Origin of the sequence: Streptomyces sp. NPDC007084 (genome assembly GCF_040703595.1) — a bacterium.
In the GTDB taxonomy this organism is placed as follows: domain Bacteria; phylum Actinomycetota; class Actinomycetes; order Streptomycetales; family Streptomycetaceae; genus Streptomyces.
In genome coordinates, this window is record NZ_JBEYFY010000073.1 from 20,264 (window position 1) to 32,943 (window position 12,680).

A 12,680-nucleotide genomic window follows, 5' to 3' on the forward strand; every position below is an offset into this window, starting at 1 on the left:
CGGAGGAACGTGACATGGACGAGAACACCCGCTACCAGGTGCTGCGCAACGACGAGGAGCAGTACTCCCTGTGGCCGGTCGACATCGAGGTGCCCGCGGGCTGGCAGCCCGTCGGCAAGGAGGGCACCGAGGACGAGTGCTCCGCCTACGTCGACGAGGTCTGGACCGACATGCGCCCGCGCAGCCTGCGTGAGCGGATGGAAGGCGCCGGGGCCTGACTCCCGTACCGCGCGGGGACGCCGGACCGGTCGCCCGACCGGCCCGGCGTCCCCTCCCGCCCGAGGCGGTCCCTTCCTGTACCCACCTGCTTCCCGGCGACCATGAGGAGCACCTCTTGTCTCCCGTACTGCGCACAGCACGCCTGCGGTTCCAGCCGTACCGGCCCGAGGACGAGGACCTCTTCGTGGCGCTCCTGCGCGACGAGGAGGTCTGCCGGTGGATGGGCCAGGAACGCGTGCCCGAACCCGATATCCGCGCGCTGTTCCAGCTGATCCTGACCGAGATCTATCCGCGGCGGCTCTTCGACATCTGGGGCGTGTGGCTCGACGGCGCCTACATCGGCCACGCCGAGGTGAAGAAGACCGGCAACGTCCCCGGCTACGAACTCGTGACCGCCCTCGCCCCCGCTCACTGGGGCCGGGGGCTGGGCGGCGAGGCGGTCGAGGGGCTGCTGCGCCACGCCGCCGACAACCTCGGCGTGAGCGAGGCCTACGGCATGGTCGGCGCGGAGAACAAGGCAAGCCTGGCGATGTGCGAGCGTCTCGGTTTCCGGCACGTGCGTGACGTGGTGGGCGACGACGGATCGGTGACGAAACTGGTGGTCGTGCCCACCTCGCGCGGCACGGCGGCAGCCGCGCGCGAGGGGGCCGGCCCGGTGGACCACTGACGAGCGGTGAACCGGTGACGAGGGCGCCCGGGTCCGTCGGCGGCCACCCCGGAAACGGGCGACCCGAGGACGGCCGGTGCCTCATCCGGCACCGGCGTCGGTAGCGGCACCGGCACCGGCATTGGTATCGGCAGGGACCCGGCGCCGGGTCACGGTGTCCAGGTGAAGCGCGGCTGCCGGCGTTCCAGGAAGGCGGCGACGCCCTCCGCGGTGTCGCCGCCGCCGCGTGCCTGCTCCGCCCAGTACGCGTCCCGGTCGGCACGCCCGTTCGCGAACTCCTTCGCCGACGCCTGCGTCAGCAGGGAACGCGCGGCCAGCACCCCGGTGAACTCCCCGACGCGCTTGTCGAGTTCGCCCTCGGGCAGCACCTCGTCCACCAGCCCGGTGCGCAGGGCGCGCTCGGTCGTGATCAACTCGCCCGAGAAGAGCAGGTACTTGGCGGTGGACGGACCCACCAGGGCGGTCAGCCGCCGGGTGGAGGAGGCCGGGTAGACGATCCCGAGTTTCGCCGGGGTCACCCCGAACAGCGAGCCCTCCCGCGCGAACCGGAGGTCGCAGGCCGCCGCGAGCTGGGCGCCGCCGCCGACGCAGTAACCGCGGATCGCGGCGAGCGTCGGCTTCGGGAACGCGGCGAGGGCCTCCTCGGCGAGCACGGCGAGCCCCTGCGCCTCCTCCGGGGACTCCCGCAGGGTGGAGATGTCGGCCCCGGCGCAGAACGTGTCCCCCTCGCCGGTGAGGACCAGCGCGTGCACGTCGGGCCGGACGGCCAGTTCGTCCAGCAGGGGCGGCAGCGCCCGCCACATCCCGGTCGTCATGGCGTTCCGCTTGGCGGGGTGGCGGATGACGACGGTGGCGACTCCGTCGCCGACGTGGTGGGACAGCCGTGGCTCCATGGGCCGGATGCTACCGACCCCCCGCACGCGGCCCGGAAGCAGGCCGGAACGCGACCGGACGACGGCCCCGACGACGGGCCGCACGAGGGCCCGCACGACGGCCCGGAAGCGGGCCTGGAGCGAGGAGAGGAGCGCCGGGAACGATTCAGGTCGGCTCCGGGACAAACCCGTACAACCCGAAGAGTTTCGGAAGGTGCCAGAAGCCGGGCGGAAACGGTCGGGAAAGCGTCCGTTCCGCGCGTCGACGGTCAGAAGGCGTCGATAGTCGCTGACTTCAGTTCAGTTCTCCGGTACGGACCAGCGCGTTATCAACACTCGACGTGTGGTGACAATCGAGCGCAAGGGTGGCGACCCGACGATGGAGAACCTCGGGCGGGGGGCCGACCCGAGCCCCGAAGGCGGGGGCGTGACGCCCGGCGTCAGAACGCCGGAACCGCTGCCGTACGAGGGGGTGTGGCGCTTCACCGCGCCCGCCGTCGACGCCTCCGTGCCGCAGGCGCGGCACGCCGTCCGCGATCTGCTGGCCCGCCAGCAGGTCCCGGTCTCGGACGAACTCGTCCAGGGACTGCTGCTGATCGTCTCCGAACTGGTCACGAACGCCGTCAAGCACGCGGCGCTCCTCTCGCCGATGCTCGCGGTCGAGGTCGCCGTCGGAGCCGAGTGGGTGCGGGTGTCCGTCGAGGACAACCACCCCTACCGCCCGACCGCCCTGGAGGCCGATCACGGCCAGACCGGCGGCCGGGGCCTGCTGCTGGTGCGCGAGATCACCCGGGAGTCCGGCGGCGCGTGCGACGTCGAGCACACCGCGAGCGGCGGCAAGGTGATCTGGGCCGCCCTGCCGCTCACCCCGGGTGCCGTCTAGCCGGTCCGCTACCAGCCCGCGGACGGCCCCGTCAGTTCCCGGACCGCCGGACGGGCGGCGTCCAGCACCGTCATGAACCACGACGAGAACGGGTCCTTCGCGTGCCGCTCGGCCAGCTCGGCGGCGGTCACGAACGCCGTCGCGCCGACCTCCTCCGGGTCGGGCCGCGGCGCGGACTGCACCATGCCGACGAAGAGGTGGTTGTACTCCTGCTCCACCAGACCCGAGTCCGGGTCCGGGTGGTTGTAGCGGACCGTGCCCGCCTCGGCGAGCAGCGTCGGCGACACCCCCAGCTCCTCGTACGTGCGCCGGGCCGCCGCCGCGAAGGGCGCCTCACCCGGGTACGGGTGGCCGCAGCAGGTGTTGGACCAGACGCCGGGGGAGTGGTACTTGCCGAGGGCGCGCTGCTGGAGCAGTAGCCGGCCCTGCTCGTCGAAGAGGAACACCGAGAACGCTCTGTGCAACTGCCCCGGCGCCTGGTGGGCGGCGAGCTTCTCCGCCGTACCGATCGTGTTGCCGTCCTCGTCGACCAGTTCCAGCAAGATCGCTTCAACGGTGCCGTTCGACGAACTGTGCGTCGCGGTGGCAGGTGTGATCGGCATACCCATCCTTCGCATTGGTCTTCGAGCCCCAAGTCTGCCGTACGAAACCGGCACTCCCGGCACTTCGCGGCTCCCGCGTGTGCCGCCCCGGCAGGCCGGAACGGCACACGCGGCCGGCATGGGTCGGACGCCGAAAGCCGCTGGACACCTCATCGTGCCCGATGCCGCCCGCGGGGAATCGTCGGGGACGAGGGCCAACAGATGTTCGACCGCGCCAGGTCAGTGGCAGAGCTTCGCCTCGTGCTCCGCGTGGCCGCTCGGCTCCAGCTGGAAGGTGCAGTGCTCCACGTCGAAGTGCACACCGAGGCAGCCCTGGAGTTCGTGGAGCATCTTCTCGTGGCCGATGGCGTTCAGCACGTCCGAGCTGACGACCACATGGGCCGAGAGCACCGGCATGCCCGAGGTGATGGTCCACGCGTGCAGGTCGTGGACGTCCTCGACACCGTCGAGCGCCAGGACGTGGGAGCGGACCTCCGCCATGTCGACACCCTTGGGGGCCGCCTCCAGCAGCACGTCGAGCGTCTCGTGCAGCAGCTTCCAGGTGCGCGGGACGATCATCAGGGCGATGGCGATCGACGCGATGGGGTCCGCGGCCTGCCACCCGGTGGTCATGATCACCACGGCCGCGAGGATGACCGCCACCGAGCCCAGCGCGTCCGCCGCCACCTCCAGGAAGGCGCCCCGCACGTTGAGGCTGTCCTTCTGTCCGCGCATCAGCAGCATCAGCGACACCGAGTTGGCCACCAGGCCGATCGCGCCGAACACGATGGCCAGCCCGCCGTGGGTGTCGGCGGGCGTCACGAACCGCTGCACCGCCTCGACCAGCACATAGCCGCCGACGACGAGCAGCAGCAGACAGTTGGCGAGCGCGGCCAGGATCTCGGCGCGGGCCAGGCCGAAGGTGCGGTTGCGGCTCGGGGGCCGCGCCGCGAAGTGGATCGCGAGCAGCGCCATGCCGAGCCCCAGCGCGTCCGTCGCCATGTGCGCCGCGTCCGCGACCAGCGCGAGCGAGTCGGCCAGCAGACCGCCGACGATCTCCACGACCATGACGGTGAGCGTGATGCCGAGGGCGACACGCAGCCGCCCGCGGTACGCGGCGGCGGCCGTACCGGTCGGGGGAGCGCCGTGCGTGTGCCCGTGGTCGTGCCCAGCCCCCATGGAAAGCCGCCTCCCGTGTCGTCGCCCGGAACCAGCACAACAGCGGGCCCGGAGTCACAGTGAACTACGGGTACCGTCCACCGGGCAACGCGGCACTGAACACCGTTGTCATATGCTCTGACCTGCGGAAACGATCCGCAGGTCAGAGCGTTGGCAAGATCATCAGGCGGTGGCGTCCGGGTGGTGGTGCAGCCAGCCCTGCCAGGCCGACTCGACCATCTCGGACACGCCGCGCCGCGCGCTCCAGCCGAGCCGCTCGCCCGCCAGGGCCGCCGAGGCCACCGCGCGCGGCGCGTCGCCGGGACGGCGCGGCTCCACGACCGGCTGCCGGGTGGAACCGGTCACCTCGGAGACGAGGGTCACGAGTTCCCGTACGGAGACGCCCTGCCCGCTGCCGATGTTCACCGTCAGGTCACCGCTCGCGCCGCCGGCCAGCAGCCGGGCCGCCGCCAGGTGCGCGTCGGCGAGGTCGGCGACGTGGATGTAGTCGCGCACGCAGGTGCCGTCCGGCGTCGGGTAGTCGTCGCCGAAGATCCGCGGGGCCTCGCCCCGGGTCAGCCGGTCGAAGACCATCGGGATGATGTTGAACACTCCGGTGTCCGCCAGCTCCGGCGAGGCCGCGCCCGCCACGTTGAAGTAGCGCAGGCACACGGTGGCGATGCCGTGCGCCCGGCCCGTCGCCCGCACCAGCCACTCCCCGGCGAGCTTCGTCTCGCCGTAGGGGCTCATCGGGGCGCAGGGGGTGTCCTCCGTGATGAGATCCACATCGGGGTTGCCGTAGACGGCCGCCGACGAGGAGAAGAGGAAGCGCTTGACGCCCGCCCCGGCGACCGCGTCCAGCACGGTCGCGAGGCCGCCCACGTTCTCCTGGTAGTAGCGCGTCGGCTGCTCCACCGACTCGCCGACCTGCTTGCGCGCCGCGAGATGCACCACACCCGTCACCGCGTGCTCGGCCAGCACCCGCTTGAGCAGATCGGCGTCCAGCGAGGAGCCCCGCACCAGCGGGATGCTCTCCGGCAGCCGGCTCGGCACCCCGGCCGAGAGGTCGTCGAGGGCGACCACACGCTCCCCGGCTTCCGCCATCGTCCGTGCCACATGTGCCCCGATGTATCCGGCTCCGCCGGTGATCAGCCAAGTCATGGACGCCAACCCTATGCCGGTCGCGCGGGGTGTCCGCCCTGCCCCGCTCCGGGGGCCGGCGGGGGGTGTCGGACCTCATGCCGTGTATGCCCTGATCCGTGCACGCGGGTTTGTGAGCGGGGACCGCGATCCCCGATGATGATCGCGGCGCGGCCACGCAGAACCGGTTGATCGGGCCGTGAACGGGCGGTGAACGCCCGCTTCCGTTCATCCGATAGCCTCTGCCGACACGCCGCCCGGGCCGCCTCTGCAGGCCGGGGGTCTTCCCACCACGCACACGCCCGGCGCGAGGCCGCGCCGGCACCCAGGGAGTGAGTTCGCTGTCGACCGCCATCCTCACCGGCCAGCCGGTCCCCGGATCGTCGCTCGAAGCCGATCTGCGGTCGCTGGGCTTCGACGTGCGGTTCGCCTCCGACGCGGGCGAGACCGAGACCCTGCTCGCCGCCGTACCGGCGAACGAGCGGGTCGCCGTCGTCGACTCCCGCTTCGTGGGGCATGAGCACGCCCTGCGCCTCGGCCTCACCGATCCCCGCTTCGCGGCCTCCGCGCTGCCCGGCGCCGTCGCCGTACAGCCCGAGGCCCGGCGGGCGCTGACCCGCGCCGTGGCCCGGGAAAGCTCGGCGAGCGGCGGCCTGGCCGTCACCACCGAGAACCTCGCCGAACGCCTCGCCGCCGCCCTCGACGCCGACGACGTCACCCTGCACCGCCCGGAACTCGGCACCCTCGTCGCCGTGGTCCCCGAGGACCCGCAGGAACGCAACGAGGCCCGGCAGGCCGTCGCCGCCGTCGACGACGAGGCGGTCCGGCTGCGCGGCGCGGTCAAGGCCCGCGACGGCTTCTTCACCACCTACTGCATCAGCCCGTACTCGCGCTACATCGCCCGCTGGTGCGCCCGCCGGGGCCTGACCCCCAACCAGGTCACCACCGCGTCGCTGATCACCGCGCTGATCGCCGCCGGCTGCGCCGCCACCGGCACCCGCCCCGGCTTCGTCGCCGCCGGACTGCTCCTCCTCTTCTCCTTCGTCCTCGACTGCACGGACGGACAGCTCGCCCGCTACTCCCTGCAGTACTCGACGCTCGGCGCCTGGCTGGACGCGACCTTCGACCGCGCCAAGGAGTACGCCTACTACGCGGGCCTCGCCCTCGGCGCGGCCCGCGGCGGCGACGACGTATGGGCGCTCGCGCTCGGCGCGATGATCCTGCAGACCTGCCGGCACGTCGTGGACTTCTCCTTCAACGAGGCGAACCACGACGCCACGGCCAACACCAGTCCCACCGCCGCCCTCTCCGACAAGCTCGACAGCGTCGGCTGGACGGTCTGGGTGCGCCGGATGATCGTCCTGCCCATCGGCGAACGCTGGGCGATGATCGCCGTCCTCACCGCGTTCACCACCCCCCGCATCACCTTCTACGCGCTGCTGGCCGGCTGCGCCTTCGCCGCGGCCTACACCACCGCCGGCCGCGTACTGCGCTCGCTCACCCGCAAGGCCCGCCGCACCGACCGTGCCGCCCAGGCCCTCGTGGACCTCACCGACTCCGGCCCGCTCGCCGAACTCCTGGCCCGCGTCGCCCGCGGTGTCCCGCGCCGCGCGCCCGCCGTCCTCGCCTTCGCCGCCGGGGCGCTCGTCGTGATCTGCGCCGCACTCGCCCCCTACGGAAGCTGGTGGCCGGTCCTCGGCGCCGCCGTGTACGTCCTGCTGTCCCCGGTCGCTCTGGTCAGACCGCTGAAAGGCGCCCTGGACTGGCTTGTTCCGCCCTTCTACCGGGCGGCGGAGTACCTCACCGTGCTGGTACTGGCGGCCAAAGCGGACGTGAACGGAGCCCTTCCGGCGGCTTTCGGCCTGGTGGCCGCGGTCGCCTACCATCACTACGACACGGTGTACCGCATCCGCGGAAACGCCGGCGCCCCCCCGCACTGGCTGGTGCGGGCGACCGGCGGGCACGAAGGCAGGACGCTGCTGGTCACCGTCCTGGCCGCGCTGCTCACCGCCGCACAGTTCAAGGTCGCGCTCACGGTGTTCGCCGTGGCCGTGGCGCTGCTGGTGCTCGTCGAGAGCATCCGTTTCTGGGTGTCCTCCGGGGCCCCCGCCGTACACGATGAAGGAGAACCCGCATGATCGGCCTCGTGCTGGCGGCCGGCGCCGGACGGCGTCTGCGTCCCTACACCGACACTCTGCCCAAGGCGCTGGTGCCGGTGGGTCCCGAGGGCGCGGAGGACTCGATCACGGTCCTGGACCTGACGCTGGGGAACTTCGCGGAGATCGGCCTGAAGGAGGTCGGCATCATCGTCGGCTACCGCAAGGAGGCCGTGTACGACCGCAAGGCGGCGCTGGAGGAGAAGTACGGCCTCAAGATCACGCTGATCGACAACGACAAGGCCGAGGAGTGGAACAACGCCTACTCCCTGTGGTGCGGGCGCGACGCCCTCAAGGACGGCGTGATCCTCGCCAACGGTGACACGGTCCACCCGGTGTCGGTCGAGCGGACGCTGCTGGCCGCGCGCGGCGAGGGCAAGAAGATCATCCTCGCCCTGGACACCGTGAAGGACCTCGCCGACGAGGAGATGAAGGTCGTCGTCGACCCCGACAAGGGCGTCCGCAAGATCACGAAGCTGATGGACCCGGCCGAGGCGACCGGCGAGTACATCGGCGTCACGCTCATCGAGGGCTCGGCCGCCGACGAGCTGGCGGACGCGCTGAAGACGGTCTGGGAGAAGGACCCGCAGCAGTTCTACGAGCACGGCTACCAGGAGCTGGTCGACCGCGGCTTCCAGATCGACGTCGCCCCGATCGGCGAGGTGGACTGGGTCGAGATCGACAACCACGACGACCTGGCCAAGGGGCGTGTGATCGCGTGCCGGTACTGACGAGGCTCATCCCCTCGCCGGTCGTGGTCGACATCCGCGCGGGTGCGCTGGACGATCTGGCGAGCGTCATGTTCGACGAGCGCATCTCCCACTCCGGGAAGATCGCCGTCGCGGTCAGCAGCGGCTCCGGCGCCCGGCTCCGCGAGCGCCTCACCCCGGCCCTGCCGGGCGCCACCTGGTACGAGGTCGGCGGCGGAACGCTCGACGACGCGATCCGGCTGGCCGACCAGATGCGCTCGGGGCACTACGACGCGGTCGTGGGCCTCGGCGGCGGCAAGATCATCGACTGCGCGAAGTTCGCCGCCGCACGGGTCGGGCTGCCGCTCGTCGCCGTGCCGACCAACCTCGCGCACGACGGACTGTGCTCGCCGGTCGCCACCCTCGACAACGACGCGGGCCGCGGCTCCTACGGTGTGCCGAACCCCATCGCGGTCGTCATCGACCTCGACGTGATCCGCGAGGCGCCCATCCGGTTCGTCCGGGCGGGCATCGGCGACGCCGTGTCCAACATCAACGCGATCGCGGACTGGGAGCTGGCCAACCGCGTCAACGGCGAGAAGATCGACGGTCTCGCCGCCGCGATGGCCCGGCAGGCGGGCGAGGCCGTGCTCCGCCACCCCGGCGGGGTCGGCGACAACGACTTCCTCCAGGTCCTGGCCGAGGCGCTGGTCCTCACCGGCATCTCGATGTCGATCTCCGGCGACTCCCGGCCCGCCTCGGGCTCCTGCCACGAGATCAACCACGCCTTCGACCTCCTCTTCCCGCAGCGCGCGGCGAGCCACGGCGAGCAGTGCGGCCTGGGCGCGGCCTTCGCGATGTACCTGCGCGGGGCGCACGAGGAGGCCGCGTACATGGCCGAGGTACTGGGCCGGCACGGCCTGCCGGTGCTGCCCGAGGAGATCGGCTTCACCGTGGACGAGTTCGTCCAGGTCGTGGAGTTCGCCCCGCGCACCCGGCCCGGGCGCTACACGATCCTCGAACACCTCGACCTGAAAACCCACCAGATCAAGGACATCTACTCCGACTATGCCAAGGCCATCAGTAGCTGAACTCCGCCCCGTCGTTCACCCCGCCGGGGTGAAGGACCGGCGCAGCGGTGAGCACTGGGCGGGACGCCTGTACATGCGAGAGATCTCGCTGCGCTGCGACCGCTACCTGGTGAACACCAGGATCACGCCCAACCAGCTCACCTATCTGATGACCCTGTGCGGCGTGCTCGCGGCCCCGGCCCTGCTGGTGCCGGGGATCGCGGGCGCCGTGCTCGGCCTGGTGATGGTCCAGCTCTATCTGCTGCTCGACTGCGTGGACGGCGAGGTCGCCCGCTGGAAGAAGCAGTTCTCCCTCGGCGGGGTCTACCTGGACCGCGTCGGCGCCTATCTGACCGACGCCGCGGTCCTCGTCGGCCTCGGTCTGCGCGCCGCCGACCTGTGGGGCGACGGCCGGATCGACTGGCTGTGGGCCTTCCTCGGCACCCTGGCCGCCCTCGGCGCGATCCTCGTCAAGGCCGAGACCGACCTCGTCGGAGTCGCCCGCCACCAGGGCGGACTGCCCCCGGTACAGGAGTCCGCGTCCGAGCCCCGCTCCTCCGGCATGGCACTGGCCCGCCGGGCCGCGGCGGCGCTCAAGTTCCACCGGCTGATCCTCGGCATCGAGGCGACCCTGCTGATCGTGGTCCTCGCGATCGCCGACCAGATCAGGGGCGACCTCTTCTTCACCCGCCTCGGCACCGCCGTGCTCGCCGCCGTCGCGGTCCTGCAGACCCTGCTGCACCTCGTGTCCATCCTCGCGTCGAGCAGGCTGAAATGAGCACCGGCATCAAGGTCGGCGCGGTCGTCATCACCATGGGCAACCGCCCCGAGGAACTGCGGGCCCTGCTCGACTCGGTCGCCAAGCAGGACGGCGACCGCGTCGAGGTGGTCGTGGTCGGCAACGGCTCGCCGGTCCCCGACGTCCCCGCGGGCGTACGGACCGTCGAACTGCCGGAGAACCTCGGCATCCCCGGCGGACGCAACGTCGGCATCGAGGCCTTCGGCCCCGGCGGCACCGACGTCGACGTCCTGCTCTTCCTGGACGACGACGGACTGCTGGCCCACCACGACACCGCCGAGCTGTGCCGCCGCGCCTTCGCCGAGGACCCGCGCCTCGGCATCATCAGCTTCCGCATCGCCGACCCGGAGACGGGCGAGACCCAGCGCCGACACGTGCCCCGGCTGCGCGCCGCCGACCCGATGCGCTCCTCGCGCGTCACCACCTTCCTCGGCGGCGCCAACGCCGTGCGCACCCAGGTCCTCGCCGAGGTGGGCGGACTCCCGGACGCGTTCTTCTACGCCCACGAGGAGACCGACCTCGCCTGGCGGGCGCTGGACGCCGGCTGGATGATCGACTACCGGTCCGACATGGTGCTGTACCACCCGACGACCGCCCCCTCGCGGCACGCGGTGTACCACCGCATGGTGGCCCGCAACCGCGTCTGGCTGGCCCGCCGCAACCTCCCCGCCCTCCTCGTCCCGGTCTACCTCGGCGTCTGGATGCTCCTGACGCTGCTGCGCCGGCCCTCGCGGGCGGCGCTGAGGGCCTGGTTCGGCGGGTTCCGGGAGGGCTGGACCAGCCCGTGCGGACCCCGCCGTCCGATGAAGTGGCGTACGGTGTGGCGGCTGACTCGACTGGGCCGACCTCCCGTCGTCTGACAAGCTCGATTCCGAGAGCGTCCGGGCCGCCCGAGGCTCCTGGCGCTCGCCTCTGCCCGATCCGGCTGTGCGCATCTTGAAGACGAAAGTTTCCACTTGTGAGTGAGACAACGCATGACGGCGGTGTCGCGGTGAGCGACCGACCGTCGCCCGATGACGGGCTCTCCGCGGCCGAGCTGGCCGCCAAGTACGGGCTCGCGGTCAGCGGTGCCCGGCCCGGCCTGGCCGAGTACGTTCGTCAGCTCTGGAGCCGGCGGCACTTCATCCTCGCCTTCTCCCAGGCCAAGCTCACCGCCCAGTACAGCCAGGCCAAGCTGGGCCAGCTCTGGCAGGTGGCGACGCCGCTGCTGAACGCGCTCGTCTACTACCTGATCTTCGGCCTGATCCTGAAGGCCGACAAGGGGATGTCGCACGACGTCTACATCCCGTTCCTGGTGACCGGCGTCTTCGTCTTCACCTTCACGCAGAGTTCGATCATGGCGGGCGTCCGGGCCATCTCCGGCAACCTCGGCCTGGTGCGCGCGCTGCACTTCCCGCGCGCCTCGCTGCCGATCTCCTTCGCCCTCCAGCAGCTCCAGCAGCTCCTGTTCTCGATGATCGTGCTGTTCCTCGTGGCGATCGGCTTCGGCAGCTACCCGGGCCTGTCCTGGCTGCTGATCTTCCCCGTGCTGGTCCTGCAGTTCCTCTTCAACACCGGCCTCGCGCTGATCGTGGCGAGGATGGGCGCCAAGACCCCCGACCTCGCCCAGCTCATGCCGTTCATCCTGCGCACCTGGATGTACGCCTCCGGTGTCATGTTCTCCATCAGCACCATGCTGGCCGAGAGCCCGGAGTGGGTCGCCCGCGCGCTCCAGGTGAACCCGGCCGCCGTCTACATGGACCTGATGCGCTTCGCGCTCATCGACGGCTACGGCTCCGGCAACCTGCCCCCGCACGTCTGGGCCATCGCCGTCTTCTGGGCCGTCGTGGTGGCGCTGGGAGGCTTCGTGTACTTCTGGAAGGCTGAGGAGAGGTACGGCCGTGGCTGAGCTGGAGAAGAGGTCGCACATCCCGACCGTCATCGCGGACGAGCTGCACATCGTCTACCGGGTGAACGGCGCCAAGACCGGCAAGGGCAGCGCCACCGCCGCCCTCAGCCGCATCGTCAAGCGCGGCGAGGAGCGCGGGGTGCGCAAGGTGCACGCCGTCAAGGGCGTCTCCTTCACCGCGTACCGCGGCGAGGCCGTCGGCCTGATCGGGTCGAACGGCTCCGGCAAGTCGACGCTGCTGCGGGCCATCGCCGGCCTGCTCCCGGCCGAGAAGGGCAAGGTCTTCACCGACGGCCAGCCCTCGCTGCTCGGCGTGAACGCGGCCCTGATGAACGACCTGACCGGTGAGCGGAACGTCATCCTCGGCGGGCTCGCGATGGGCATGTCCCGGGAGCAGGTCCGCGAGCGCTACCAGGACATCGTCGACTTCTCGGGGATCAACGAGAAGGGCGACTTCATCACGCTGCCGATGCGGACCTACTCCTCCGGCATGGCGGCCCGGCTGCGCTTCTCCATCGCGGCGGCCAAGGACCACGACGTCCTGATGATCGACGAGGC

14 protein-coding genes are annotated in these 12,680 nt (G+C 71.4%); 10 read left to right on the forward strand and 4 right to left on the reverse strand.

The features are described 5' to 3' along the window. Positions 1-14: 14 nt before the first annotated feature. Positions 15-218, forward strand: a complete 204-nt coding sequence (locus AB0912_RS32590; protein ID WP_366706295.1) for an MbtH family NRPS accessory protein — start codon at positions 15-17, stop codon at positions 216-218. 116 nt (positions 219-334) lie between these two features. After that, complete coding sequence (locus tag AB0912_RS32595) at positions 335-886, forward strand: GNAT family N-acetyltransferase (protein ID WP_366706297.1); 552 nt, start codon at positions 335-337, stop codon at positions 884-886. Between the two features lie 149 nt (positions 887-1,035). Here AB0912_RS32595 and AB0912_RS32600 read toward each other — a convergent pair whose 3' ends face one another. Continuing rightward, positions 1,036-1,779 (reverse strand): enoyl-CoA hydratase/isomerase family protein, encoded by a 744-nt coding sequence (locus tag AB0912_RS32600; RefSeq protein ID WP_366706299.1) that lies wholly within the window; start codon positions 1,777-1,779, stop codon positions 1,036-1,038. A 358-nt stretch (positions 1,780-2,137) separates the two neighbouring features. On the opposite strand from AB0912_RS32600, the gene AB0912_RS32605 reads away from it, so the two are divergent. Further along, positions 2,138-2,641 (forward strand): ATP-binding protein, encoded by a 504-nt coding sequence (locus AB0912_RS32605; protein ID WP_366706321.1) that lies wholly within the window; start codon positions 2,138-2,140, stop codon positions 2,639-2,641. 8 nt (positions 2,642-2,649) lie between these two features. Here the strand turns inward: AB0912_RS32605 and idi are convergent, their stop codons facing one another. The 3 genes from idi to galE all read right to left on the reverse strand — a co-directional run bounded on the left by idi (position 2,650) and on the right by galE (position 5,541). Then, positions 2,650-3,243, reverse strand: a complete 594-nt coding sequence (idi, locus tag AB0912_RS32610) for an isopentenyl-diphosphate Delta-isomerase (protein ID WP_366706301.1) — start codon at positions 3,241-3,243, stop codon at positions 2,650-2,652. Positions 3,244-3,462: 219 nt separating this feature from the next. Beyond that, positions 3,463-4,401: a cation diffusion facilitator family transporter gene (locus AB0912_RS32615; protein ID WP_366706303.1), complete on the reverse strand. Its 939-nt coding sequence runs from the start codon at positions 4,399-4,401 to the stop codon at positions 3,463-3,465. A gap of 162 nt (positions 4,402-4,563) precedes the next feature. Continuing rightward, positions 4,564-5,541, reverse strand: coding sequence for a UDP-glucose 4-epimerase GalE (gene galE, locus AB0912_RS32620; RefSeq protein WP_366706305.1), 978 nt, complete (start codon positions 5,539-5,541; stop codon positions 4,564-4,566). A gap of 320 nt (positions 5,542-5,861) precedes the next feature. Here galE and AB0912_RS32625 point away from each other — a divergent pair, with 320 nt between their 5' ends. From AB0912_RS32625 to AB0912_RS32655, 7 genes are all read left to right on the forward strand, one after another. Further along, positions 5,862-7,658 (forward strand): DUF5941 domain-containing protein, encoded by a 1,797-nt coding sequence (locus AB0912_RS32625; RefSeq protein WP_366706323.1) that lies wholly within the window; start codon positions 5,862-5,864, stop codon positions 7,656-7,658. Then, the gene (locus tag AB0912_RS32630) at positions 7,655-8,407 is read left to right on the forward strand and encodes a phosphocholine cytidylyltransferase family protein (protein ID WP_366706307.1); all 753 of its coding nucleotides are present in this window, start codon (positions 7,655-7,657) and stop codon (positions 8,405-8,407) included. Before AB0912_RS32625 ends, AB0912_RS32630 begins: the two co-directional genes overlap by 4 nt. After that, the gene (locus AB0912_RS32635) at positions 8,395-9,456 is read left to right on the forward strand and encodes an iron-containing alcohol dehydrogenase family protein (RefSeq protein ID WP_366706309.1); all 1,062 of its coding nucleotides are present in this window, start codon (positions 8,395-8,397) and stop codon (positions 9,454-9,456) included. Before AB0912_RS32630 ends, AB0912_RS32635 begins: the two co-directional genes overlap by 13 nt. Beyond that, entirely contained in the window at positions 9,434-10,213 is a 780-nt protein-coding gene (locus AB0912_RS32640) for a CDP-alcohol phosphatidyltransferase family protein (protein WP_366706311.1), read from the forward strand. The genes AB0912_RS32635 and AB0912_RS32640 overlap by 23 nt, the downstream gene beginning before the upstream one ends. Then, positions 10,210-11,094 (forward strand): glycosyltransferase, encoded by an 885-nt coding sequence (locus AB0912_RS32645; RefSeq protein WP_366706313.1) that lies wholly within the window; start codon positions 10,210-10,212, stop codon positions 11,092-11,094. Before AB0912_RS32640 ends, AB0912_RS32645 begins: the two co-directional genes overlap by 4 nt. A 98-nt stretch (positions 11,095-11,192) precedes the next feature. Continuing rightward, positions 11,193-12,122 carry an ABC transporter permease gene (locus tag AB0912_RS32650; protein ID WP_366706315.1) on the forward strand — a complete coding sequence of 310 codons (930 nt, stop codon included), beginning with the start codon at positions 11,193-11,195 and terminating at the stop codon, positions 12,120-12,122. Next, on the forward strand, positions 12,115-12,680 hold a 566-nt coding region (locus tag AB0912_RS32655), incomplete at its 3' end, for an ATP-binding cassette domain-containing protein (RefSeq protein WP_366706317.1). The genes AB0912_RS32650 and AB0912_RS32655, both read left to right, overlap by 8 nt.

What these genes read in the sequence shown, in the direction of transcription:
- AB0912_RS32645 (WP_366706313.1), top strand. Translation starts at nt 10,210, where the DNA reads ATGAGCACCGGCATCAAGGTCGGCGCGGTCGTCATCACCATGGGCAAC.
- AB0912_RS32640 (WP_366706311.1), top strand. Translation starts at nt 9,434, where the DNA reads ATGCCAAGGCCATCAGTAGCTGAACTCCGCCCCGTCGTTCACCCCGCC.
- AB0912_RS32615 (WP_366706303.1), bottom strand. Translation starts at nt 4,401, where the DNA reads ATGGGGGCTGGGCACGACCACGGGCACACGCACGGCGCTCCCCCGACC.
- idi (WP_366706301.1), bottom strand. Translation starts at nt 3,243, where the DNA reads ATGCCGATCACACCTGCCACCGCGACGCACAGTTCGTCGAACGGCACC.
- AB0912_RS32600 (WP_366706299.1), bottom strand. Translation starts at nt 1,779, where the DNA reads ATGGAGCCACGGCTGTCCCACCACGTCGGCGACGGAGTCGCCACCGTC.
- AB0912_RS32630 (WP_366706307.1), top strand. Translation starts at nt 7,655, where the DNA reads ATGATCGGCCTCGTGCTGGCGGCCGGCGCCGGACGGCGTCTGCGTCCC.
- AB0912_RS32590 (WP_366706295.1), top strand. Translation starts at nt 15, where the DNA reads ATGGACGAGAACACCCGCTACCAGGTGCTGCGCAACGACGAGGAGCAG.
- galE (WP_366706305.1), bottom strand. Translation starts at nt 5,541, where the DNA reads ATGACTTGGCTGATCACCGGCGGAGCCGGATACATCGGGGCACATGTG.
- AB0912_RS32605 (WP_366706321.1), top strand. Translation starts at nt 2,138, where the DNA reads ATGGAGAACCTCGGGCGGGGGGCCGACCCGAGCCCCGAAGGCGGGGGC.